Origin of the sequence: Microbispora sp. H10670, from assembly GCF_014161385.1 — a bacterium.
Taxonomy (GTDB): domain Bacteria; phylum Actinomycetota; class Actinomycetes; order Streptosporangiales; family Streptosporangiaceae; genus Microbispora; species Microbispora triticiradicis.
Genome location: NZ_JABBWW010000001.1, coordinates 24,405 through 45,728 on the forward strand (window position 1 = coordinate 24,405; position 21,324 = coordinate 45,728).

Consider the following 21,324-nt stretch of genomic DNA (forward strand, 5'->3'; position numbering starts at 1 on the left):
ACCTGAGATCTCGCTCTCCCGGCAGTCCACCCTGTGGACGGGGTGGCTGCCGGGCGAGTGGCCCGGGTTATCGTCGCAGTATGGGCAAGGTCTACGAAAAGCTCACCGACCGGCTGCGTGAGTTCGTCTCCGCACAACCCGTCTTCTTCGTGGCGACGGCCCCCGAGCAGGGTGGCCACGTCAACGTGTCGCCCAAGGGCTACGCGGACACCTTCGCGGTCATCGACGACACGACGGTCGCGTACCTCGATCTCGACGGCAGCGGCGTCGAGACCATCGCCCACATCCGCGACAACGGGCGCGTCACGCTGATGTTCTGCGCCTTCGCCGGGCCGCCGAAGATCGTGCGGCTCTTCGGCACCGGCCGTGTGGTGACTCCCGGGGACGCCGACTTCTCCGGGCTGCTCACGCTCTTCGGGCCGCACCCGGGGGTGCGCTCGGTCATCGTGGTGTCCTGCGACCGCATCGCCGACTCCTGCGGCTACTCGGTGCCCTTCATGGCGTACGAGCAGGACCGGGCGCTGCTCGACGACTGGGCCGGGCGCAAGGACGTCCAGCAGCGGCGGGACTACCGCGCCAAGAACAACCGGGAGAGCATCGACGGCCTGCCCGCGCTCGGCCCCGAGGAGACCGACCCGGTCCGGCAGCACTCCTGAACGCCGCCGGCGCCGGGCCGCGCTCTCGGCGCCGCGTCAACGCCGGTAGCCGGCCATCCGCTCCAGCCGGGCGATCCGCGCGGCGACCGGCGGATGGGTCGCGAACAGCCGGCCGAGCCCGGCGCAGCGGAACGGGTTCACGATCATCATGTGGCCGGCGGAGGCGAGCCTGCCGTTCTCCGGGAGGGGAAGCCGGCGCGCCTCCATCTCGATCTTGCGGAGTGCCGAGGCGAGAGCCAGCGGGTCACCGGTCATCCGTACGCCCGCGTCGTCGGCGGCGAACTCCCGGGACCGCGAGATCGCCATCTGGATCATGGTCGCCGCGACCGGGCCGAGGATCATCACCAGGACGGCGCCGAGGAACCCCGGCCCGTCGTCCTTGTCCCCGGAGCCGGAGCCGAAGCCGGAGAACAGGCCGACGTACCCGAAATAGGTGATCATCGTGGCCAGCGCGCCCGCGACGGACGAGATCAGCGTGTCCCGGTTGTTGATGTGCGACAGCTCGTGGCCGAGCACCCCCTTGAGCTCGCGCTCGTCCAGCAGCCCGAGAAGGCCGTGCGTGACGCACACGGCGGCGTCACGCGGGTTGCGGCCGGTCGCGAACGCGTTGGGCTGCATGGTCGGCGACACGTACAGGCGGGGCATCGGCCTGCGGGTCTCCGTGCACAGCTCGCGGACGACCCGGTAGAGCTGCGGCTGCTCGACCTCGGCCACGGGCCGGGCCCGCAGGGCCGACAGCGCGATCCTGTCGGCCGTGAAGTAGGCGACGCCGCAGGTCGCGAGTGCGACCACGACGGCGATCCGAGCACCGGCGCCGCCCCCCAGCCAGACCCCGGCCGCCAGGAGGAACGCGGACAGCGCCCCCAGCAGGACCGCGGTGCGCAGGCGGTTGTGGTGCACGCCTCCTCCTCACGGTTGGGTGCGTCCAGCCCTACCAACGCGCAGGTCCTGGGCGAACGTTCCCTGTGAGGTGCTCCGGCGTGCGAGAGGTCAGCTCTCCCTCTCGGGACCGCCCTTCTCACCGGGTTGCCGAGACTTCTTCGGCAGGGAGCCGGGCGGCCGGATGGAGCGGACGTCGCGCATGGCGCGCGGCGGCTCGCGCCGGGGGCGGTTCCCGGGGCCGCCCGCGGCGCCGTTCCCGGAGCCCTGCGGCGCGCCGTTTTCGGGACCGCCCGCGGTGCCGTTCCGGGGACCGTTCGCGGGTTCGGTCCCGCGCGCGGGTTCCTGCCCAAGAGCGCCGGGGCGCTCCGCCGCGCCGCCCTCCGGCGCCCGGCCCGCCTGCGGACCCGTGGGCTGCGTGGTCCCCTGTCCCGTGGGCCGCCCCGCGGCCTCCTCCGCGACGGACGCGCCCTCCTCGGGCCCCTTCGCCGGCCCCGTGACCGGCGGCCGGGCCGCCTGCCCGCGCGCGCCCGCCGTCGGCCCCTTGAGCGGTCCCTTCGGCGGCTCGGCGCCGACCTCGTGCCCGGGCGGCGGGGGCACGGTCGCGACCCACTCGCCAAGCCTGTCCTTCTCGTGCAGGAGGTCGCGGACGTCGTACTCGGCGTACTCGAACTCCGGCGACCAGAACAGCGCGTCGAACGGGCACACCTCGACGCAGATGCCGCAGTACATGCACAGCGAGAAGTCGATCGCGAAGCGGTCGAGCACGTTGTGGGCGCGCGGGCGCCCGCCCCCCGGCGCCGGGACCGTCTCCTTGTGCGAGTCGATGTAGATGCACCAGTCAGGGCACTCGCGCGCGCAGAGCATGCAGACGGTGCAGTTCTCCTCCACCAGAGCGATCACGCCCCGGCTGCGCGCGGGCAGGTCGGGGCGGACCTCCGGGTACTGCCCCGGCTCCGGCCCGTACGGCGCCTGCCGCGCGATCGCGGCCGGATCCCCGCCCGGTCCTTCTCCTGGTACGCACGCCATACCTCATTTTCGCGCACCGTATCGCGCACTGTGGACGGCGGCCGGGCGCACGGCTCCGTCCCCGGTGGTTTTCCACATCGTCCACAGCACCGTCCCCAGGGTTGTCCACAGGACGGGTGGAAGAAGGGCACGCACAAACGGCGACGAATCCGTATCGTCTGGACCATGAACGGCTATGGGGGACCGGGAGGCTACCCTCCCGCACCACAGGGACCACCGAATCCCTACTACGGGGGCTATCCGCCGCCGCCACCGCAACCGCCGTCCGGCGCCGCCAGCGTGTTCTGGGCGCTCGTCCCGCTCTTCACCTGCGGAGCGGGCACGCCCTTCACGATGCTGTACGCCGCCGTCCGGCGGCGCAGCGCCGCGCTCGGCCTGTCCGCCGCCGGATACGCCGCGCTGACGGCGGCGTGGCTCTACAACAGCGTGGTCTACGACGACGTCCCCACGCCGTGGCCGGCGACCGCCGCCATCGTGATCGGCGCTCTCGGTCCCTGGCTCGGCGGGACCCTGCACTCCTTCCTGATCAGGAAGCGGGTGTTCGGCCTCGCCTCGCAGCCCTCCACGCTCAACGAGCACGCGCTGGCGGTCGCGCAGCACCGGCGCACGCTGCGGCAGCAGGCGAGGGAACTGGCCGAGCGGGATCCCGCGATGGCGCGCGAACTGCGGATCGGACGGCCCGACCTGCCCCGGCAGTACGACGACGGCGGCCTGGTCGACCTCAACCGCGCTCCCGCTCCGATCATCGCGAGCCTGCCGGGGATGACCCTCGCCCTCGCCGACCAGGTCGTACGGGTCCGGGAGCAGGTGGGCGGTTTCGTCTCGGCCGAGGACGTCTCCGCCGCCGCGTCACTGCCTCCCCACCTCACCGCCGATCTCGCCGAATACGGCATCTTTCTCTCATAAACGCCCCGATTCCGGCCGCAGTCACATATCACTGGTTATTCGAGATGCGTTTCTCTAGGCTGCGAAGTGCTCCTTGCGCGTTTCGTCAGCCGCGACAGCCGGAGGGCACCAGTGACGGCACCGGAAATCGCCGAGTGCAGAGCGGACATGGCCGCGGCCGGCGCCGCCGCGCGGGACATTCTCGATGCGCTCGGCGCCGTGCCCCCGATGTTCGGCGACCACACCTGGCAGGGCCCGGCGGCCGATCAGTGGGCCGCCGGCTGGCAGGCGCGAAAGGTCCAGCTCACCAAGCTGCTCGACGCCGTTCTCACCGAGCAGCCGCATCTCGTCGCCCGTGTCGAGGAGGCGGAACGCCGGAGGGCCGCCTCATAAGCCGTCGTCACGGAGTTCGCCGGGGAGAGGGGACGCAATGGGGGAATTCGTCGGGGTCGATCCCGAGAATCTGAAGGAGCTGACCAAACGGCTGGAACATCTCCACGACCTGCTCGCCCGGCAGGGCCCCGCGATTCACCAGAAGATGCAGAAATGGGGCAGTGAACTCAGCTTCGCCTCGCTCTCCCGCCTGATCGCCGCCGCGCTCGACGACGTCCGCGACATGGACGCCCGTACGACCAGGGCGTACGAACTGGCCAGGGAACAGGGGTGGAGCGTCATGACCCGGGCCCCGGGCGTGCTCGGGCCGGTCTTCACCCGCCCCCCGGTCGTACGGCTGGACTGGGAGGCGACCGGGCGGAGCGGCGACCAGGGCAGGCGCGACGCCGAGACGCTGACCGCCGCCCTCGCGGCCAAGGACCCCGAGGCGGCCCGCGCCGCCCTGTCGACGTTGCCCGAGCACCTGGAACGTCACCTCGCCGACAAGGACTACCAGGCGGCCTTCTGGGCGGGCGCCGGGCCGCTCGCCGTACAGGCCGCCCGCACGCTGTACAACCGCACCGGGCCCGCCCTGTTCAGCGCGGAGAGCGTGGGCATCCTGCGGGCGCTCGGCGCCTCGCTGGCCGCCGCGAGCCGGATGCGCGTGGGCACCGGCAAGGAGAGCCGTCCCCTCCTCTCCACCGCGGCCCGCGACGCCATGACCCGCGGTTCCGACCCCTGGTCGGCCGGCATGCTGGCCAAGTACGGCCCGGACGGCCGGTCGTGGGACCCGCGCCTGCTCGCCGACCTGACCCGGGCCATGCTCGACGCCCGCGCCGCCGGCAAGACGATCTGGCCGCCCGCCCGCGGCGAGGCGGAGACCGACACCGGCGCCACCCGTCACCAGCGCCTCATGGCGGAGTTCGACGCCGTCGGGGCCGTCCTGCAACGGGCCGCCGAGAACGGCGTCGCGGCCCGCCACGTGCTCGGCGACCCCGCCACCGGCCTCAGGTACGCCCGCATGCTGGTCAGCGACTCCTGGCACACCCCCGGCTACGATCCCGGCCGGTTCCTCAGCTCGTACGTGCATCCGGGAGGCGCGCTTCCCCCCACCGGCCGGGTGGACCTTTCAACTCCTGTGGGGGCCTTCCTCAAGGCCGCCGTCTCCGCCGAGCGCGGCACCTCCGCCGACGCCGAGGAGTCCGCCTGGTCCGTCGTCCACATCGTCCAAGCCACCGCCGACTTCGCCAGGCTCCACCCTCAGACGGTGCTTCCCAACCAGGTCCGCCAGGCGTTGATCTACGTTGCGGGGCGGCACCTTCCCGACTTCGCGCAGTCGGTGAATCACGACTTCGCCTCAGGCGCTCTGCAGCAAGGGAACAAACCGTCCAATCCTTGGGTGGCCATCAACAAACTCGATGAGCTGGAGGGCTTTTTCATGCAGGCCCTGCAGAAACCCGAGGAGTTCGGCGTGTTCAAGGGCTTGATGGCCTCTCGCGTGAGTACGGCAGTCGCGGCCACCATCCAGGACCCTTCCGACCGGAACTACCTGAGAGAGATGGGCGGTCTCTTCGGTTTGATCCAACGGGTGGAGAACACCCACCACTTCGAGAAGGAGCTACGCGCCGACGAGGAGGCCGCCAGAGACCAGGTGCTGCTCGCAACGGCAAGCGGCGGGTTCGGCGCCCTCAGCTTCTCCAATCCCTTCGGGCCGGGAACGATGGCACAGATCATGACCGCCCTGGCCACACCTGCACTGAACGACACCTTGGACACAGGGCACGCTCTGAAGGCTCTCAAGGCCGACATGGATGCCTCCAGGCGGCAGGTCTTCCAGGTGGAGGTTCCTGTGGTCCAGGGGCTCTTGGACGCGGGAGCGGTGCATCCGCCACCGGACGAGCCTTGGGTGAGAGGTGGGCGTGTGATTCCCGATGCCGCTCTGGTCGACTGGATCAGTCTGCACGCCGACACGCGATATGCGGGAAAGACACTCACGGACTGGATCACGGAAGCGCAGACCGCCATGAGGATGCAGCAGTGACGACGACAAGACTTGCAGTGCTCGCGATGTGCGCCCTTGCCCTGCTGTCCGCGTGCACTGAAAGAAGGCCGCCTCCTCCGGTGAACGACGAGGTGAAGAAACGCGATGCCGCGCTCGTGGCGGTGGTGCAGTGCCTCGTCGACCACGACAGGATCCCGGCCGCGCATCTCGAGCACCAGCCATGGTTGAAGGGCGAGAAGGTACAACCCAGTGCGGAACTCGTGACATGGCGCAGCGATCACGAGGAGACGGTTTACGAGGGGAGGACGCTGCAGGCGTGGGAGGACGAGGCGACGGCGGCGTGGCCGGGGTGGAGGTGCCCGTTCTGATGCCGCACCGCCGTCGCAGGTGCGGCAGTAGCACGGTGCGGCAGGAGCGCGGCGCGGGAGTAGCTCGGCGTCGAGCGCGCCGGCTGCGGGAGTCCCCTCAGGAGGACCCCCAGCCGGGCGGGACGCCCGGGGGGAGCGTCCTGCGGCGGCTCGGGGAGCCCTGGCCGGACTCCCCCGGTTCCTTGGCCCCCGGCCATGCCTTGGCGACCCGGGCGGCCAGCACGAAGTCCTTGCGCAGCGGGTGGCCCTCGAAGCCGTCCGGCAGCAACAGCGGGCGCAGGTCCGGGTGGCCGTCGAACACCACGCCGAACATCTCGTACGTCTCGCGCTCGTGCCAGTTCGCACCCCGGAAGACGCCCGTCGCGGTCGGCAGGCGGGGGTCGGCGCGTGGCACCCGGGTGCGTACGAGCAGGTGGACGAACGCGACGGGGTCGAACACGTGGGCCACGACGGAGAACTCCTCCGGCGGCTCGTCCACGGCGGTCAGCCAGTCGAAGAAGGCGAACCCGGCCGAGCGCGCGGCCGTCAGCGCGTCGATCCATTCGCCGGGCTCCACGTCGAGCACGGCCTGGCCGAAGGAGTCGCCGACGCGGGAGCCGTACGGCTCCGGCAGGACGCTCATGAGTCCGCGCCTGGGAGGGAGGGGTTCGCGGCCGTCTCGCTCGCGATCTTCTCCTGCAGCTTCGTGATCCCGTGCAGCAGGGCCTCGGGACGCGGCGGGCAGCCCGGGACGTACACGTCCACCGGGATGATCTGGTCGACGCCCTTGGTCACGCAGTAGGAGTCCCAGTACGGCCCGCCCGAGTTGGAGCAGGCGCCGAACGAGATGACGTACTTGGGGTCGGGCATCTGCTCGTACAGCCGCCGCACGGCCGGGGCCATCTTGTCGGTGACCGTGCCCGACACGACCAGCAGGTCGGCGCGGCGCGGGCCGTCCGCGAACGGGCTGACCCCGTGGCGGATGAAGTCGTGCCTGCTCATGGAGGTGGCGACGAACTCGATCGCGCAGCACGCCAGGCCGAAGTTGAACACCCACAGGGAGTAACGGCGGCCCCAGTTCAGCACGAACCGCATCGGCTCGGGCAGCGGCCGCGCCATCGGGCCCACCGTCGGCATCGGAAGATCGTTCACGGGCATGTGCTCACCGCCATACCCCCATTGTCCTCCGCCGGAGGGACCGGTCACGTCCGGCCCGGGAACAGCCCATGACCACGGCGGATGAGCCGGAATGCCCACCCTCACCGCCTACCGGGTACCCCTGAATATCGGGGGGCACGATCTCAAGGGCTGAACGCTGACGGTCTCAGCCCGATCCCCCGCATATAGTTGAGGATCGTGACCCGACCCATGCTCGTCGCCCGCTTGCACGTGGACCTGTGCCGGCTCGCCTCGGGCCTGTGTCGCCCGGACGGTTCATGAGGCTGACGGTGCGCCACCCCGGCGGCCGGAGCGACCAGTGGAAACACCCCGCAGATGGCGGGCCGGCAAGTCCCGGTAGACAGCACGTCAAGTGCGCACTACGGAGAAACCAGCCTGACCCCGATGGATCTAGCATGGACATGACATCGTGCCACAAGCAGACAGGCCTGGGCGCGTCAAGGAGGACTGAGGAGCTGTGACCAAGCAGGTTCAGCAGCTCGACCGCGTGATCATCCGGTTCGCGGGTGACTCCGGCGACGGAATGCAGCTCACCGGTGACCGGTTCACGGCGGAGACGGCCCAGTTCGGCAACGACCTGTCGACGCTTCCCAACTTCCCGGCGGAGATTCGTGCGCCCGCCGGCACCCTGCCCGGGGTGTCGAGCTTCCAGCTGCACTTCGCCGACCACGACATCCTGACCCCCGGCGACGCGCCCAACGTGCTCGTCGCGATGAACCCCGCCGCGCTGAAGGCGAACATCGGCGACCTGCCACGCGGCGCCGACATCATCGCCAACACCGACGAGTTCACCAAGCGCAACCTGCAGAAGGTGGGCTACCCGGGCAACCCGCTCGAAGACGACTCGCTGAAGGAGTGGCGGCTCCACGCGGTGCCGCTCACCTCGCTGACCGTACGGGCGCTCGACGGCTTCGACATCTCGAAGAAGGACGCCGAGCGGGCCAAGAACATGTTCGCGCTCGGCCTGCTGTCGTGGATGTACAACCGGCCGACCGAGGGCACGGTCAAGTTCCTGGAGTCCAAGTTCGCGCGGAAGCCCGAGATCGCCAAGGCGAACATCGCGGCCTTCCAGGCGGGCTGGAACTACGGCGAGACGACGGAGTCGTTCTCGGTCTCCTACGAGATCAAGCCGGCCACCCTCACGCCGGGCGTCTACCGGAACATCTCCGGCAACCAGGCCCTGGCGTACGGGCTGATCGCGGGGGCGGTGCAGGCGAAGCTGCCGCTGTTCCTGGGCTCCTACCCGATCACCCCGGCCTCCGACATCCTGCACGAGCTGTCCAAGCACAAGCGGTTCGGCATCCGCACCTTCCAGGCCGAGGACGAGATCGCCGGGGTGGCCGCCGCGCTGGGCGCCTCCTTCGGCGGGTCACTCGGCGTGACCACCACCTCGGGCCCCGGCGTCGCGCTGAAGGCCGAGACCGTGGGCCTCGCGGTGACCACCGAGCTGCCGCTGATCGTCGTGGACGTGCAGCGGGCCGGCCCCTCGACCGGCATGCCGACCAAGACCGAGCAGACCGACCTGCTGATGGCCATGTACGGCCGCAACGGCGAGTCCCCGGTCCCGGTCCTGGCCCCGGCCACGCCGTCGGACTGCTTCACGATGGCGGTGGAGGCGGCGCGCATCGCGGTGAAGTACCGCACGCCCGTGATGCTGCTGTCGGACGGTTACCTGGCCAACGGCTCGGAGCCCTGGCGCATCCCGGAGGTGTCGGAGCTTCCCGACATCTCCGCGCCTTTCACCACCGAGGCCAACGGCGAGGACGGCACGTACCTGCCGTTCAAGCGTGACCCGGAGACGCTGGCCCGCCCGTGGGCGGTGCCGGGCACGGCGGGCCTGGAGCACCGGATCGGCGGCATCGAGAAGGCCGACGGCACCGGCAACATCTCCTACGACCCCGACAACCACGACAGGATGGTCCGGCTGCGCCAGGCCAAGATCGACGGCATCGACGTGCCCGATCTGACGGTCGACGACCCCAGTGGCGACGCCCGCGTGCTGGTGCTCGGGTGGGGCTCGACGTACGGGCCGATCGCGGCGGCGGCCCGGCGGGTGCGCGCGGCCGGGCACAAGGTGGCCCAGGCGCACTTGCGTCACCTGAACCCGCTGCCCGCCAACACCGGCGAGGTGCTGCGCTCCTACGACAAGGTGCTGCTGCCGGAGATCAACCTCGGGCAGCTCGCCATGCTGCTGCGAGCCCGCTTCCTGGTCGACGTGATCAGCTACAACCGCGTGCGGGGGCTCCCCTTCAAGGCCGAGGAGCTCGCCGCCGTCATCGGGGAAGTGATCGAGAGTGTCTGACAGCTTCAACGGGGGCCTCAACGGCAAGGGCCTGGCCCTGATCCCGCGCACGGATTCCAAGCAGACCCTGAAGGACTTCAAGTCCGACCAGGAGGTGCGCTGGTGCCCGGGCTGCGGCGACTACGCGATCCTCGCCGCGGTGCAGAGCTTCCTGCCCGAGCTGGGGCTGCGCCGGGAGAACATCGTGTTCGTCTCCGGCATCGGCTGCTCCTCCCGCTTCCCGTACTACCTGAACACCTACGGTTTCCACTCGATCCACGGGCGGGCACCGGCGATCGCGACCGGCCTGGCCGCCTCCCGGCCCGACCTGTCGGTGTGGGTCATCACCGGTGACGGCGACGCGCTGTCGATCGGCGGCAACCACCTCATCCACGCGCTGCGCCGCAACGTCAACCTGAACATCCTGCTGTTCAACAACAGGATCTACGGCCTGACCAAGGGGCAGTACTCCCCCACCTCCGAGATCGGCAAGATCACCAAGTCGACCCCCATGGGCTCGCTGGACAAGCCGTTCAACCCGATCTCGCTGGCGCTCGGGGCCGAGGCCGGGTTCGTCGCCCGGACCATGGACAGCGACCGCAAGCACCTGCAGGGCGTGCTGCGCCAGGCCGCCGAGCACCGCGGGGCCTCGCTGGTGGAGATCTACCAGAACTGCAACATCTTCAACGACGGGGCCTTCGACACGCTGAAGGACCCGGGCACCCGGGACGAGATCACCGTACGGCTTGAGCACGGTCAGCCGATCGTGTTCGGCACCGGCGAGAACGAGCGGGCCGTACGGCTGTCGCCCACGGGCGGCGTCGAGGTCGTGCGCCGCGCCGAGGTGGCCGAAGGGGAGATCCTGGTGCACGACGCCCACAACCCCGACCCGTCGCTCGCGTTCGCGCTGTCGCGGCTGGACGAGCCGGCGTTCGAGCACGTGCCGATGGGCGTCTTCCGCTCGATCGACCGGCCCTCCTACGACCACCTGCTGAACGAGCAACTCGCCACGGCCACGGCCGACAAGGGCGAGGGGAGCCTGGCCGACCTGCTCCACGGCGGGGACACCTGGACCATCGGCTGACGCGACCGACAAACCTCACGGCCCCGGTTCTTCAGGACCGGGGCCGGGGCTTTTTCTGAAGGCGAAGGCATCACCACAAGTCCCCATTTTCCGGGGGCCGTGAATGGCATACTCGAACCGCGCCGCGGGGCGGTGCCCGAGTGGGATCAGTGTGCCGACGCTACGGAGGGGCTCTGTTGATGGACCTGTACCGCCGGGCGCCCGGGACAGGGCTGCGCTATCTGGGCCATGCCGGGTTCGTCGCCGAGCACCAGGGCGTCCGGCTGCTCATGGATCCCTGGTTCTACCCCGCGTTCCTGCACTCGTGGTTTCCGTACCCCGACAACCGGCACCTTCTGGACGTGGTGACCAGTGGTCGTTTCGACTACCTCTACGTCTCCCACGCCCACGAGGACCATTACGACGAGCGCCTGTTACGCATGCTGGACAGGTCGATAACCGTGATCGTCCCCCGGTACCGTTCGAGAATCATGGTGAAGCGGTTCGCCGCGCTGGGCTTCGACGACGTCGTGGCGCTGGGCCACAAGGAGTCCCACGAGCTCGCACCCGGCTTCACCGTGACGATGTACCTCGACACCAGTCACAAGGAGGACAGCGGGCTCCTGCTCGACCTGGACGGCTACCGCTTCCTCGACCTCAACGACTGCAACACCCCGATGTCGGAGCTGCCCGGCGACGTCGACCTGCTCGCCGCGCAGTACTCGGGCGCGATGTGGTACCCGAACTGCTACGACTATCCGCCCGAGGTGATGCGGAAGAAGGTCGAGGCCGTCCGGGGGGACCTGCTGGACACGCTCTACCGCAAGGTACGGATCACCGGGGCCGCCGCCTACCTGCCGTCGGCGGGCCCGGCCTGCTTCCTCGATCCGGTCCTGGAGGCGTACAACGACAGGGAGGCGACGATCTTCCCGCAGTGGGAGGACGTGGCGGACCGGTTCGCCGAAGCGTGCCCCGGCGTCGAGGTGCTGCGGCTCTTCCCGGGCGACGTGCTACGGCTGGACGGCCAGCCCGGCGGCACACTGGTGGAACGTGACAGCGACGCGCCGCCCGCCGAGGACCTCGCCGCCTATCGGGAGCGGCGCCGCGACGAGTGGGGCGCGTTCTACGACGAGCCGGCGGAGCCGGTGACCACCGAGGAGATCGAGGCGTACTTCGCCAAGCTGCAGAGCTGGAACAAGCGCTTCCTGGGCGACTTCGCCAAGGCCGTCCGCCTGGTGGCGGACGGCCGCATGTGGGACGTGCGCCTGGGCCACCTGGCCGAGCACTTCGTGATCGAGGGCGAGGAGCCGTACGACCCGGAGTACACGCTCCTGCTGTGCCCCAGGACGATGCGGGCGGTGATCGAGGAGCGGACCGGCTGGGAGGAGGCCCTGCTGTCCATGCGGGTGGGCCTGCACCGCGAGCCCGACGTCTTCGACCTGACCTTCATGAGCCTGCTGCGATACGGCAACCAGCCCGTGCAGACGATGCAGATGCTGCGGGAGCGGCAGAACACCGAGACCATCGAGCGTGACGGCCTGCGCATGCAGCGGTTCTGCCCGCACGCGGGCGAGGACCTCACCCATGCCGTCATCTGCGACGGCGTCGTCGAGTGCCCCCGTCACCACTGGAAGTGGGACGCGGCCACGGGAGAGTGCGTCGACGGCGGCACGCTGCCCCTGCGGGTGGAACCGCTGACCTGACGGCTCGCCGGAGCGCCGGGAGCCGCGACTACGTGGCGCGGAGCTTGTCGTAGTACGCCAGGCATTCGTCGTAGGCGGGCAGCAGGCCGGCGGCCATGGCCTCCGACAGCGTGGGGGCGGTGGCGTCCTTCGGCGACAGGATCGGCTCCAGGCCGGCCGGCCAGGCGATGCCGAGCTCGGGGTCGAGCGGATGCACCCCGTGCTCGCGCCCGGGCGCGTAGGGCTCCGAGCACAGGTAGACGACCGTGGCCCGCTCACTGGTCGCCATGAAGGCGTGCCCGAGACCCTCGGCGAGGTAGACGCCCCTCCTCGTGACGTCGTCCAGTTCGACGGCCTCCCAGCGGCCGAAGGTGGGCGACCCGGTTCTGAGGTCCACGACCACGTCGACGACGGACCCGGCCACGCAGGTGACGTACTTCGCCTGGCCGACCGGCACCTCGGCGAAGTGGACGCCTCTCAGCACCCCCCGGCGGGAGACCGAGCAGTTGGCCTGGGCGAGGCGCATGGAGTGCCCCACGGCCTCCGCCAGCCCGTCCGCCTTGAACCACTCGAGGAAGTCGCCCCGGTCGTCGGCGTGGATCGCCGGGGTGAAGGTGTACGCCCCGGCGATCGGCAGTTGTCTCATGTCAGAGTTCGACCGTGGTCCGGGTGCCCTGCCACACGTTGTTCTGCCACACGTTGCCGGGCGCCGATCTGTCGAAGTGCGCCACCGGGCCGTACGCGCCGCAGTTGGAGAAGAGCGAGCGGCTGAACACGTTGTCGCGGACCACGACGTTCCTGCTCGACCCGGCCTTGTCACCGCCGCCGTAGAAGCAGTAGCCTCCGCCGCCGATCAGGTTGCCCTGGATGAGGACGTTGGTGACGGGACCGAGGCTGGTGGCCAGCATGATCGCGCTCGTCTGTCCGACGGGGTTGAGGATGGTGTTGTTCTTGATCACCAGCGGTGCGCTTCCCGACGAGCCCTCGGTCTGGATGCCGTCGACGTGGTCCCCGGTGAACGCGCGCAGGTCGTGGATGTAGTTGCCCTCGATGGTCCCGCGCCCGGTGTTGATCGCGTCCGTCGCGTCGTGGATGTCGTTGCCGCGGATCGTGATGTCGCCGTCCCCGATGTTCTTGACGGCCACGGCCAGCTGGCGCCTGCCGTCCCCGGCGATCTCACAGTGGTCGACGACGAGATTGCCGTGGCCGTTCCTGAGCTGGACGCCCCACTCTCCGGTGGTGATGATCCTGCAGTTGCGCAGGGTCACGTTGTCGGCGTAGACGTCGATCGCGTCGGTGAACTCCACGCCGTCGTAGACGGCGCCGTTCTGCCGGAGTTCGCCGCCCTTCATCCGGGTGAACACCGTGCCCTTCGCGGGGCCCGTGGTGGAGGCGTCGGGGAATCCGTTCGCCGGCGGCGGAGCCTGGGTGGGCTTCGAGCTCGGCTCGGACGTCGCCGTGGGAGTGGCGGAGCGGCCGGGCCCCGTGGTCGGGCTGACGCGCGGGCTGACGCGCGGCGTCACGGGCGGCGTGACGGGCACCGTCACCGTCGGTGTCGCCGCAGGCGTGGTCGTCGCCGTGTCGTCCGGGTACGCCGGCGTCACCGGCGCCCCCGGCGTCTCCGCGGGCTTCTGGGGGGGCTCCGTCGGGTCCGAAGCCGGCGGCTCGCCCTCCTCGCCCGTCGGATCCGGGACCACCGTGGTGTAACGGAAGACGACATCGACGAAGTAGTTGTAGCCGGCGGGGTTGGAACGCCGGGGGAAGGACGGCCGGCCGTAGGAGAAGACGCCGTTGCGCTCCGCCGGCGCGACCAGGGGGCCCACCTCCAGCGGCCCCTGCGTGAACACCCCGCGCTGCGCCACGTACCTGCCGGCGCCGCTGTTGTAGGAGACCGTGTAGGTGCGTCCGGCCTCCAGCGTCACCGGCGCCGACAGACGGGCCTCCTGCCAGCCTCGGCTGGTCTCGGAGCGGAAGGTGACGCGTGCCAGCAGCGCCCCGCGGTCGCTCCACAGGCTCCCGATGTGCCGGCCGGAGTCACCCCGCGCCTTGAGGAAGCGCAGCGCGACGACCTGACCCTCGACCTGGGGGACGAACCGCATGCCGACCTCGACCGGCATCGGATCGCGCCGGGTCCTGGCCGACTGCGACTCCGGCGCGAAGCTGGCCTGCAGGACCCGCTCCTGGGCGACGGGAACCGTCGGGCCGAGCGACGTCTCGGGCGAACGGCTGGTGAGGGCCACGGTGACCGCGACTCCGCCGACGGCGCAGGCGGCGAGCAGCGACACCAGGCCGGGCAGCCGGCTCCGCCGGCCGCTCGCGCGCCTCGAGCTACGTACCATCGCTCTGCCTCCGACCTACGCGCCCGGTCGAGCGCCTCGTTTCCGCCGACTCAGCGATATACCCAAGCGGTCATTGTTGCGGCTGCGACACGGCGAGACAACAAGAATGGCAGAGTTCGTCTATTTTTCAGTTAAACAAACCGAGTGTCGGAATTATCCGTCCTCACGGCTCCACCGGACGGCCCGTGTCGAGCCAGACGTTGTCCCGCCACTCGTTACCGCGCCCGGCGGACTCCCAAGCGTTGACCGGTCCCCATCGGCCGCCCTTGGGGAAGATCTGCCGGGTCCAGACGTTTTTGATGACCTTGATGTTGCTGGTGGCGTGTTTGTCGTCGGCCCCCCGCCCCGCGTAGAGGCTGTAGCCGCCGCCCCCCAGCAGGTTGCCCTCGATCAGGACGTCGTGCGGGGCGCCGAAGTCCTGGAACAGGCCCACGGCCGAGGTCTGCTCCTGCTGGTTGAACAGGGTGTTGTTCCTGATGATCAGCTTCAGGCCGGCCGCGGGACCGCTCCCCGCCTGGATCAGGTCGACGTGGTCGTCCTTGCCCGGCGACGGGTCGTGAATGTAGTTGCCCTCGATGAGGCCGTGCGAGGTGACCACGCCGTCGGCGGTTCCGGAGATGTTCGTACGGCGGACGGTCAGCATGCCGCCGAAGTTGAGCACCGCCTGGTCGATCTTGTGCCCCGGCGTGCTGACGATCTCGCTGTCCTCTATCACCAGGCCGCCGACGCCCTGCCGCTGGATGATCCCCCAGCCCTGGTGGGAGTCGCTGACGACCCGGGTGCGGCGGATGACGACGTCGTCGGCCTCGACGCTGATGTCTCCGTGGACCTCGTAGCCGTCGATCACCTCACCCGGGGTGGTCACCCGGAGGACCGGGTTGGGGATCAGCTGGATGTCGCCGACCCCCGTCGTCTTCGCGTTCGGCCACCGGGACGCGTCGATGGCGCCGGAGGCGCCGGAGGCGCGGGAGGACGGCGTGGCCGTCGCGCGCACGTGCAGGCTCTCCCGCTCCTCGCCGGGACGCGGCACGGCCACCAGCCACACGACCGCTCCGCCGACGACGGCGCCCGCGAGAAGGGCCGCGACCAGCCTCCCCCACCCTGCCGGTGCCATACGTTGTCCCTTCATCGCGACGGTACGGGAGCCCGCGGCGGCGGTGCCGCCGCCGGCGCCGGCGCTCTGCGCAACCGGAGCCAGCTTCGCCGGGAGGCGAGCACCCGGTCCGCTACCACTGCGCTCTTCACCACGACCATGACTACCAGCAGAGCGAGGACGGCGGCGGCCTGTTTGGTGTGCCTGGGCACCTCGACGGCCTTCCGGGTGCTCGCCACGTTCTTCAATCGGAGAAGGTAGTAGTCGTCGTCGGCGCCCGCGGACATCTGCCAGGACGCCAGCCTGACCCGCATCGCCCGGACCAGCACGGTCATCGCCTTCTCCGCCTCGGCGGCCGCGGGGGCGAAGGTGTCGAGCACGATGTACGGCTGGTCGTGGGTCGGCACCTCCTCGCTGCCCTGGTTGTCCATCACGACCCGGTAGTCCGCGCGCCCGCCCGCCCTGGCCACCTCGTCCCGGGACCTGTCGTCGTCGAAGGACGCCGCCAGCAGTTCGGCCGTGCCGATCGTGCTGGAGGTGAACTTGGTCTCCTCGCCCTGCCGCACCACGGAAACCACGCTGTGCGCCTGGTAGGAAGCGGGGGCCAGCTCCGTGACATAGAATCCGGGGCCGCCGATCGCGACGATGACGAACAGCACCACCAGCGGATGCCGGAAAATCGCCCTGAATATGTGGCGAATAGTCACGGAACGCTCCAAGCGGGGTGCAAGGGACCGTCTGAACGTGCCATTGTTGCACCACGCGACTCGGGGCGCATCGCGAATCAGGGCGCGCGCTTCCCCGGCCCGGCTGGCGGAACCTCCTGTCGTAGGGGACACTTTGTGGGTCCGTTTACCTGGGAACGGTCCGGCGGTCCAGGGACGGCCCGTCCGGTACCGCCCGCATGAGCACACCGGCGTCACGACTATTCACGCGGGGTGGAAGTTGATGGAGGTCCGGTGGACCTGATGGAGGCCGTGTTCGTCCTCGCGCGCCGATGGACGATCACGATTCCCCTGCTGGTGCTCACGATCGCGGCCGTGACGGCGGGATACCTTCTGCTGCCCTGGACCTACGAGTCCTCGGGGACCGTCGTGTTCCTCACGTCGAGGCAGATCGCCGAGAAGAACACCGGTGGCAACCCGTACCTGGCCTTCGACGGGTCCCTGTCGATCACCGCGGAACTGGTCGGCCGCGCGGTCGACGACGAGCTCACCGCGCAGGACCTCGCGCAGCACGGTCTCACCGGTACGTACGAGACGCAGATCCCGCCCGACAGCCGCGCCCCCCTGCTCAAGGTGACCGTCACCCACAGCGACCCCGCCATGGCGCAGGCGACCATGGAGGCGATCCTCAAGAGGATCCCCGCCGCGCTCGACGACCTCCAGAAGACCAACAGCTCCATATCCCAGGTCCGGCTCTCGGTGCTCACCAAGAGCAAGAAGCCGGAGCGGGTGGTGACGTCGAAGATCCGGTCGCTGGTGGGAGTACTCGCGGTCGGTCTCATGCTGACGGTCGGCGCGCCGTTGATCATCGAGTCGATCAAGAACCCGCGCCGGCCGATCCAGCCCAAGCGCGTCCCGGACCCGAACGGCGGGCTCGCGCCGAAACGGCTCCGGCTGGACGACGACGCGCCCACGGCCGTCCACGTCTGGCCACCCGCGGCGGCCGCCCCCGCCCGCCCGCCGGCGAGCGGGAATCCGCCGGAGCCGGCTCGCCCGAGGAGGGACGGGCAGGGTTCGAGCCGGAGCAGGACCCGGGGCACGCGCAGAACCCCCCGCGCGAATCCCGACGGGAACCCGAACGCGGCCGGCGACCGGAACGACACGGCCTGGCCGAGGGAGACCGACGATGGCCGGAACACGAGAAGATACCCCTAGGGCGCGGCGGAAGGCATGGTCAACGGTGCGGTCGACGGCGTGAGCGACCTTTCCGAGCCGGTTCTCGACGACGAGGCGCCGCGTCGGCGGCTGCCCTTCTCCGTGGACGCCGTGACCGTGCTCAGCCTGCTGGTCGTGGCGCTCGTGCTGATCCCGTCGCGATACGTGGTGGGCCCGCTCGGCTCCGCAGGCACCCCCGCGATCCTCATCGCCGCGGTGGCGTTCGGCTGGTACTGCGCGTCGATCTTCACGGAGCGCTCCACGCCGCTGCGGGGGCGGCAGCCGGTCAGGACCTCGATCTTCGTCTATGTTTGCGCCATCCTGGCCAGCTTCGTGGCGGCCACGACCCGGCCGATCTCCCCGGAGGAGCTGCAGGCGGCCAACACGTCGCTGCTGCCCGTGATCGGCTGGTGTGGCATCGCCCTGCTGGCCGCCGACGGAATCCCGAACCGCGAGCGCCTCGACGTGCTGCTGCGCAGGTTCGTCATGGGGGCGACGTTCGTGGCCATCGTGGGGATCGTCCAGTTCGCCACGGCGTTCGACCTGTCGCAGTATCTGGCGTTTCCCGGGCTCAAGGTGAACGGGACGTTCATCTCGCTGTACAACCGCGACGGCTTCAACCGGCCGACCTCGACCACGATCCACCCGATCGAGTTCTCCGCGACCCTCGCGATGGCACTGCCGCTCGCCCTCCACACCATGCTGTACGGCCCGGCCGCGAAGCGCTGGTCCAACCGTTTCTGTGTGGCGGCGCTCGCGGTGGCCATCCCGCTGACCGTGTCCCGGACCGCGGTGCTCGGCATGGCCGTCACGTTCGCCGTCCTCATGCCCACCTGGCCGAGAGCGTGGCGGCACGCCGCCTACGTCGCCCTGCTGATGTTCACGGGCGTCATGGGCGTGGCGGTGCCCGGTCTGCTCGGGACGTTCAAGCGGATGTTCCTCGGGATGAACGAGGACTCCAGCGCCACCGCGCGCACCGACGACTACGCGGCGGTGGCCGAGTACTTCTCCCAGCACCCCTTGTTCGGCCGTGGTGTCGGCACCTTCCTGCCGCACGTCTACCGGATCCTGGACAACCAGTACCTCGCGACGCTGGTGGAGACGGGCGCGTTCGGGCTGTCGGCCGTGCTGCTCATCTTCGTGTGCGGGTGGACCGTCGCACGCCGCTCGCGGCGCAAGTCCGCGGACGCGCCGACCCGTCACCTCGGCCAGGCCCTCGCGGCGGGCATCGCGGTGTTCGCGGTGACGTGCGGCACGTTCGACGCCTTCTCCTTCCCCGTCGCCGTCAGCTCCGCCTTCCTGCTGATCGGCTGCGCGGGCGCGCTGTGGCGCATCACCGACCCGTATGGAGGCGCGTATGTCGCCGTATCCCCGCGTTGGCTTCGCCTGCTTGTGGGACGAGGATCCCCGCAGGACCTGGTCGTACACTCCTTGGAACCTGCGCGCGGCAATGCGCGAACGGACCGACCTGGTTGATCTCGGTGTGGAGATCCCGAAGACGGTCCGCACCGCCCTGCGCGCCGCCCACGTACGGCCCCGCCACGGCCGGCTGGCCACGACGTGGAAGTACTCGAGGATCACCGACGAGTACTGCCGCAGGGCGCTGCTGCGCTCGCTGCGGGGCTCGGACTGCGAGGCGGTCCTGCAGATCCAGGACATCGCGCCGCTGCCGGCGCCTTTCTTCCTCTACCAGGACCTGAGCTACGACGCGCTGCTCAGCGTGCACGACCCGGACAACCGGCACGCCGTGCTGCCCAACATCTCGCCCGGCATGATGCGCCGCAGGCGCGAGCGCCAGCTCGACATCTACGCGCGCGCGACGGGGGTGCTGGCGATGAGCTCCTGGTTCGCCCGGACGCTCGTGGATGTGACCGGGCTGCCCGCCGGGAAGGTGCACGTCGTGCATCCGGGCATCACGTCCGTGGGCGACCCCTCCCGTCCCCTGCCCGAACGGGACCGGCCCCGGCGGCGGCTGCTGTTCGTGGGCGGGGACTTCCGGCGCAAGGCGGGAGCGCTGGTGGTCGCGGCCACCCGGCTGCTGCGCCGCGACTTCGACCCGTCCCTCACCCTCACCGTGGCTGGACCCCCCGCCTGGCCGTTGCCCGGCGAGCCGCCGGAGGGCGTCCGGTTCCTCGGGCAGCTGCCCCCCGCCGAGGTCGCCGCGCTGTGGGACGAGCACGACCTGTTCGTCATGCCGTCACATCTGGAGGCCTTCGGGATCGTCTTCGCCGAGGCCCTCGCCCGGGGCGTCCCGTGCGTGGGCCGCGACGCCTTCGCCATGCCGGAGATCATCCGCCCGGGTGAGAACGGCGGCCTGGTCCGCGGCGACGACCCGGCCGAGCTGGCGGAGACGATCGCCGGGATCCTGGACGACGACGGGCTCTACGCCCGGTGCCGGAAGGACGCCGCCGCGACCGTCGAATGGTTCAGCTGGGACCGGGCCGCCCGGCAGGCGCTCGAAGTCGTCACCGCCGCCTGAGCGGCCGATGCCGCCGGGTGCCGGGCTGGAGGTCACAGCGCCTTGCGGAGCGCTCCGGTCACCTCCTCCTGCTGCTCCGGAGTGATGTGCGGGAAGATCGGCAGGGAGAGGATCTCTCCGGCCGCGCGCTCGGCCACCGGGAAGTCGCCCGCGCGATACCCGAGGTCCGCGAACGCCGGCTGGAGGTGCACCGGCACCGGGTAGTGGATCTGGGCCTGCACCCCCTGCTCGTGCAGACCGGCGAGCACGCGGTCGCGGTCGGGCACCCGGATCACGTAGAGGTGCCAGACATGGTCGGTGCCCAGCGCCTCCTCAGGAGAGGCCGGAAGGGTCACGCCCGCGTCCACCAGGTCGGCCAGCAACTCGCCGTAACGGGCCGCCGCCCTCCGCCGCCGGTCGTTCCACTCGGCGAGCCGCCGCAGCTTCGCACGCAGCACCACGGCCTGGAGAGTGTCGAGGCGTGAGTTGAAGCCGAGCGTCTCGTGCCGGTATTTCACGACGCTGCCGTGGTTGCCCAGCAGGCGCACCCTTCTGGCCAGCTCGGCCGAGCCGGTGGTGACCGCGCCCGCGTCGCCGTACGCGCCGAGGTTCTTGCCGGGGTAGAAGCTGGTGGCGGCGATGGCTCCGAATCCGCCGGAGCCGACTCCGTCGCGGGTCGCGCCCTGGGACTGGGCGGCGTCCTCCAGGACCGGAACGTCCCCGGCGACCTCGGCGATCCGATCCATCCGGGCCAGCCGGCCGTACAGGTGGACGGGGACGATCGCCGCGGTGCTCGGGGTGATCGCGGCGGCGAGCCGGTCCGGGTCGATCAGCAGGCGGGCCGGCTCGGCGTCGACGAGGACCGGCCGTGCCCCCGCCCTGAGCACCGCCTCGGCGGTGGCCACGAACGTGTTGGCGGGCAGGACCACCTCCGATCCGGGTCCCGCCCCCAGCGCTCGCAGCGCGAGTTCGATCGCGTCGGTGCCGTTCGCGACGCCGACGCAGTGCGCGACGCCGCTGAAGGCGGCGTACTCCTCCTCGAACGCGGCCACGTCCGGCCCCTGCATGAAGGCGGTGGAGCCGAGCACGCGGGCGAAGCCGGCGTCGATCTCCTCCGCCACCTCCTCGTGAGCGGCCCGCAGGTCGACGAACGGGATCACAGAAGCTCCTTCTGCCATG

The 21,324-nt window shown here is 70.4% G+C and carries 21 protein-coding genes; 12 read left to right on the forward strand and 9 right to left on the reverse strand.

The genetic code is table 11. The features are described 5' to 3' along the window. Positions 1 to 80 precede the first annotated feature (80 nt). Positions 81 to 656 (forward strand): pyridoxamine 5'-phosphate oxidase family protein, encoded by a 576-nt coding sequence (locus HHX33_RS00110; protein ID WP_182872777.1) that lies wholly within the window; start codon positions 81 to 83, stop codon positions 654 to 656. A 36-nt stretch (positions 657 to 692) separates the two neighbouring features. Here the strand turns inward: HHX33_RS00110 and HHX33_RS00115 are convergent, their stop codons facing one another. Together HHX33_RS00115 and HHX33_RS35395 are read right to left on the reverse strand one after the other, a co-directional pair. Next, positions 693 to 1,556, reverse strand: a complete 864-nt coding sequence (locus HHX33_RS00115; RefSeq protein WP_182872778.1) for a M48 family metalloprotease — start codon at positions 1,554 to 1,556, stop codon at positions 693 to 695. A 90-nt stretch (positions 1,557 to 1,646) separates the two neighbouring features. Continuing rightward, the gene (locus tag HHX33_RS35395; protein WP_259402007.1) at positions 1,647 to 2,564 is read right to left on the reverse strand and encodes a 4Fe-4S binding protein; all 918 of its coding nucleotides are present in this window, start codon (positions 2,562 to 2,564) and stop codon (positions 1,647 to 1,649) included. Positions 2,565 to 2,729: 165 nt separating this feature from the next. On the opposite strand from HHX33_RS35395, the gene HHX33_RS34800 reads away from it, so the two are divergent. From HHX33_RS34800 to HHX33_RS00140, 4 genes are all read left to right on the forward strand, one after another. Continuing rightward, complete coding sequence (locus HHX33_RS34800; RefSeq protein ID WP_220499695.1) at positions 2,730 to 3,470, forward strand: ComEA family DNA-binding protein; 741 nt, start codon at positions 2,730 to 2,732, stop codon at positions 3,468 to 3,470. A 111-nt stretch (positions 3,471 to 3,581) separates the two neighbouring features. After that, positions 3,582 to 3,842: a hypothetical protein gene (locus tag HHX33_RS00130; RefSeq protein WP_133305991.1), complete on the forward strand. Its 261-nt coding sequence runs from the start codon at positions 3,582 to 3,584 to the stop codon at positions 3,840 to 3,842. A 37-nt stretch (positions 3,843 to 3,879) separates the two neighbouring features. Continuing rightward, on the forward strand, positions 3,880 to 5,862 hold the full coding sequence (locus HHX33_RS00135; RefSeq protein ID WP_182872779.1) for a hypothetical protein: 1,983 nt from the start codon (positions 3,880 to 3,882) through the stop codon (positions 5,860 to 5,862). Beyond that, entirely contained in the window at positions 5,859 to 6,191 is a 333-nt protein-coding gene (locus HHX33_RS00140) for a hypothetical protein (RefSeq protein WP_182872780.1), read from the forward strand. Before HHX33_RS00135 ends, HHX33_RS00140 begins: the two co-directional genes overlap by 4 nt. Positions 6,192 to 6,288: 97 nt before the next feature. Here the strand turns inward: HHX33_RS00140 and HHX33_RS00145 are convergent, their stop codons facing one another. Both HHX33_RS00145 and HHX33_RS00150 read right to left on the reverse strand, forming a co-directional pair. Then, positions 6,289 to 6,813 (reverse strand): NADH-quinone oxidoreductase subunit C, encoded by a 525-nt coding sequence (locus tag HHX33_RS00145; protein WP_182872781.1) that lies wholly within the window; start codon positions 6,811 to 6,813, stop codon positions 6,289 to 6,291. Then, the gene (locus HHX33_RS00150) at positions 6,810 to 7,307 is read right to left on the reverse strand and encodes an NADH-quinone oxidoreductase subunit B (RefSeq protein ID WP_220501398.1); all 498 of its coding nucleotides are present in this window, start codon (positions 7,305 to 7,307) and stop codon (positions 6,810 to 6,812) included. The genes HHX33_RS00145 and HHX33_RS00150 overlap by 4 nt, the downstream gene beginning before the upstream one ends. 219 nt (positions 7,308 to 7,526) lie before the next feature. Between HHX33_RS00150 and HHX33_RS37600 the strand changes: the two genes are divergently transcribed. From HHX33_RS37600 to HHX33_RS00165, 4 genes are all read left to right on the forward strand, one after another. Beyond that, the gene (locus tag HHX33_RS37600; RefSeq protein ID WP_368856965.1) at positions 7,527 to 7,610 is read left to right on the forward strand and encodes a putative leader peptide; all 84 of its coding nucleotides are present in this window, start codon (positions 7,527 to 7,529) and stop codon (positions 7,608 to 7,610) included. Positions 7,611 to 7,806: 196 nt separating this feature from the next. Continuing rightward, positions 7,807 to 9,651 carry a 2-oxoacid:acceptor oxidoreductase subunit alpha gene (locus HHX33_RS00155; RefSeq protein ID WP_138459418.1) on the forward strand — a complete coding sequence of 615 codons (1,845 nt, stop codon included), beginning with the start codon at positions 7,807 to 7,809 and terminating at the stop codon, positions 9,649 to 9,651. Then, entirely contained in the window at positions 9,644 to 10,714 is a 1,071-nt protein-coding gene (locus HHX33_RS00160; RefSeq protein WP_182872783.1) for a 2-oxoacid:ferredoxin oxidoreductase subunit beta, read from the forward strand. The genes HHX33_RS00155 and HHX33_RS00160 overlap by 8 nt, the downstream gene beginning before the upstream one ends. Positions 10,715 to 10,893: 179 nt before the next feature. Beyond that, the gene (locus HHX33_RS00165) at positions 10,894 to 12,396 is read left to right on the forward strand and encodes an MBL fold metallo-hydrolase (protein ID WP_182872784.1); all 1,503 of its coding nucleotides are present in this window, start codon (positions 10,894 to 10,896) and stop codon (positions 12,394 to 12,396) included. A gap of 28 nt (positions 12,397 to 12,424) precedes the next feature. Here the strand turns inward: HHX33_RS00165 and HHX33_RS00170 are convergent, their stop codons facing one another. The 4 genes from HHX33_RS00170 to HHX33_RS00185 form a co-directional block, all read right to left on the reverse strand. Continuing rightward, on the reverse strand, positions 12,425 to 13,021 hold the full coding sequence (locus HHX33_RS00170; protein WP_182872785.1) for a dTDP-4-dehydrorhamnose 3,5-epimerase family protein: 597 nt from the start codon (positions 13,019 to 13,021) through the stop codon (positions 12,425 to 12,427). Position 13,022: 1 nt separating this feature from the next. Further along, on the reverse strand, positions 13,023 to 14,714 hold the full coding sequence (locus HHX33_RS00175) for a DUF4082 domain-containing protein (RefSeq protein ID WP_182872786.1): 1,692 nt from the start codon (positions 14,712 to 14,714) through the stop codon (positions 13,023 to 13,025). A 163-nt stretch (positions 14,715 to 14,877) separates the two neighbouring features. Further along, entirely contained in the window at positions 14,878 to 15,828 is a 951-nt protein-coding gene (locus tag HHX33_RS00180; RefSeq protein ID WP_182872787.1) for a hypothetical protein, read from the reverse strand. A gap of 11 nt (positions 15,829 to 15,839) precedes the next feature. After that, the gene (locus HHX33_RS00185) at positions 15,840 to 16,514 is read right to left on the reverse strand and encodes a hypothetical protein (protein ID WP_133305989.1); all 675 of its coding nucleotides are present in this window, start codon (positions 16,512 to 16,514) and stop codon (positions 15,840 to 15,842) included. 252 nt (positions 16,515 to 16,766) lie between these two features. Between HHX33_RS00185 and HHX33_RS00190 the strand changes: the two genes are divergently transcribed. The 3 genes from HHX33_RS00190 to HHX33_RS00200 are packed head-to-tail and all read left to right on the forward strand — an operon-like array spanning position 16,767 to position 20,166. Then, entirely contained in the window at positions 16,767 to 17,687 is a 921-nt protein-coding gene (locus HHX33_RS00190) for a hypothetical protein (protein ID WP_182872788.1), read from the forward strand. Positions 17,688 to 17,726: 39 nt separating this feature from the next. Continuing rightward, positions 17,727 to 19,163, forward strand: coding sequence for an O-antigen ligase family protein (locus HHX33_RS36965; protein ID WP_182872789.1), 1,437 nt, complete (start codon positions 17,727 to 17,729; stop codon positions 19,161 to 19,163). Then, complete coding sequence (locus tag HHX33_RS00200; RefSeq protein WP_182872790.1) at positions 19,138 to 20,166, forward strand: glycosyltransferase family 4 protein; 1,029 nt, start codon at positions 19,138 to 19,140, stop codon at positions 20,164 to 20,166. The genes HHX33_RS36965 and HHX33_RS00200 overlap by 26 nt, the downstream gene beginning before the upstream one ends. A 32-nt stretch (positions 20,167 to 20,198) precedes the next feature. On the opposite strand, the gene HHX33_RS00205 is transcribed toward HHX33_RS00200, so the two are convergent. After that, positions 20,199 to 21,305, reverse strand: a complete 1,107-nt coding sequence (locus tag HHX33_RS00205) for a DegT/DnrJ/EryC1/StrS family aminotransferase (RefSeq protein ID WP_220501351.1) — start codon at positions 21,303 to 21,305, stop codon at positions 20,199 to 20,201. Between the last annotated feature and the right edge of the window lie 19 nt (positions 21,306 to 21,324).

Bases quoted from the DNA above. Each gene is read 5' to 3' on its own strand.
- HHX33_RS00135 (WP_182872779.1), top strand. From the start codon at position 3,880: ATGGGGGAATTCGTCGGGGTCGATCCCGAGAATCTGAAGGAGCTGACC.
- HHX33_RS00200 (WP_182872790.1), top strand. From the start codon at position 19,138: ATGCGCGAACGGACCGACCTGGTTGATCTCGGTGTGGAGATCCCGAAG.
- HHX33_RS00110 (WP_182872777.1), top strand. From the start codon at position 81: ATGGGCAAGGTCTACGAAAAGCTCACCGACCGGCTGCGTGAGTTCGTC.
- HHX33_RS00180 (WP_182872787.1), bottom strand. From the start codon at position 15,828: ATGGCACCGGCAGGGTGGGGGAGGCTGGTCGCGGCCCTTCTCGCGGGC.
- HHX33_RS35395 (WP_259402007.1), bottom strand. From the start codon at position 2,564: ATGGCGTGCGTACCAGGAGAAGGACCGGGCGGGGATCCGGCCGCGATC.
- HHX33_RS00150 (WP_220501398.1), bottom strand. From the start codon at position 7,307: ATGCCGACGGTGGGCCCGATGGCGCGGCCGCTGCCCGAGCCGATGCGG.
- HHX33_RS00170 (WP_182872785.1), bottom strand. From the start codon at position 13,021: ATGAGACAACTGCCGATCGCCGGGGCGTACACCTTCACCCCGGCGATC.
- HHX33_RS00165 (WP_182872784.1), top strand. From the start codon at position 10,894: ATGGACCTGTACCGCCGGGCGCCCGGGACAGGGCTGCGCTATCTGGGC.
- HHX33_RS34800 (WP_220499695.1), top strand. From the start codon at position 2,730: ATGAACGGCTATGGGGGACCGGGAGGCTACCCTCCCGCACCACAGGGA.
- HHX33_RS00145 (WP_182872781.1), bottom strand. From the start codon at position 6,813: ATGAGCGTCCTGCCGGAGCCGTACGGCTCCCGCGTCGGCGACTCCTTC.
- HHX33_RS00175 (WP_182872786.1), bottom strand. From the start codon at position 14,714: ATGGTACGTAGCTCGAGGCGCGCGAGCGGCCGGCGGAGCCGGCTGCCC.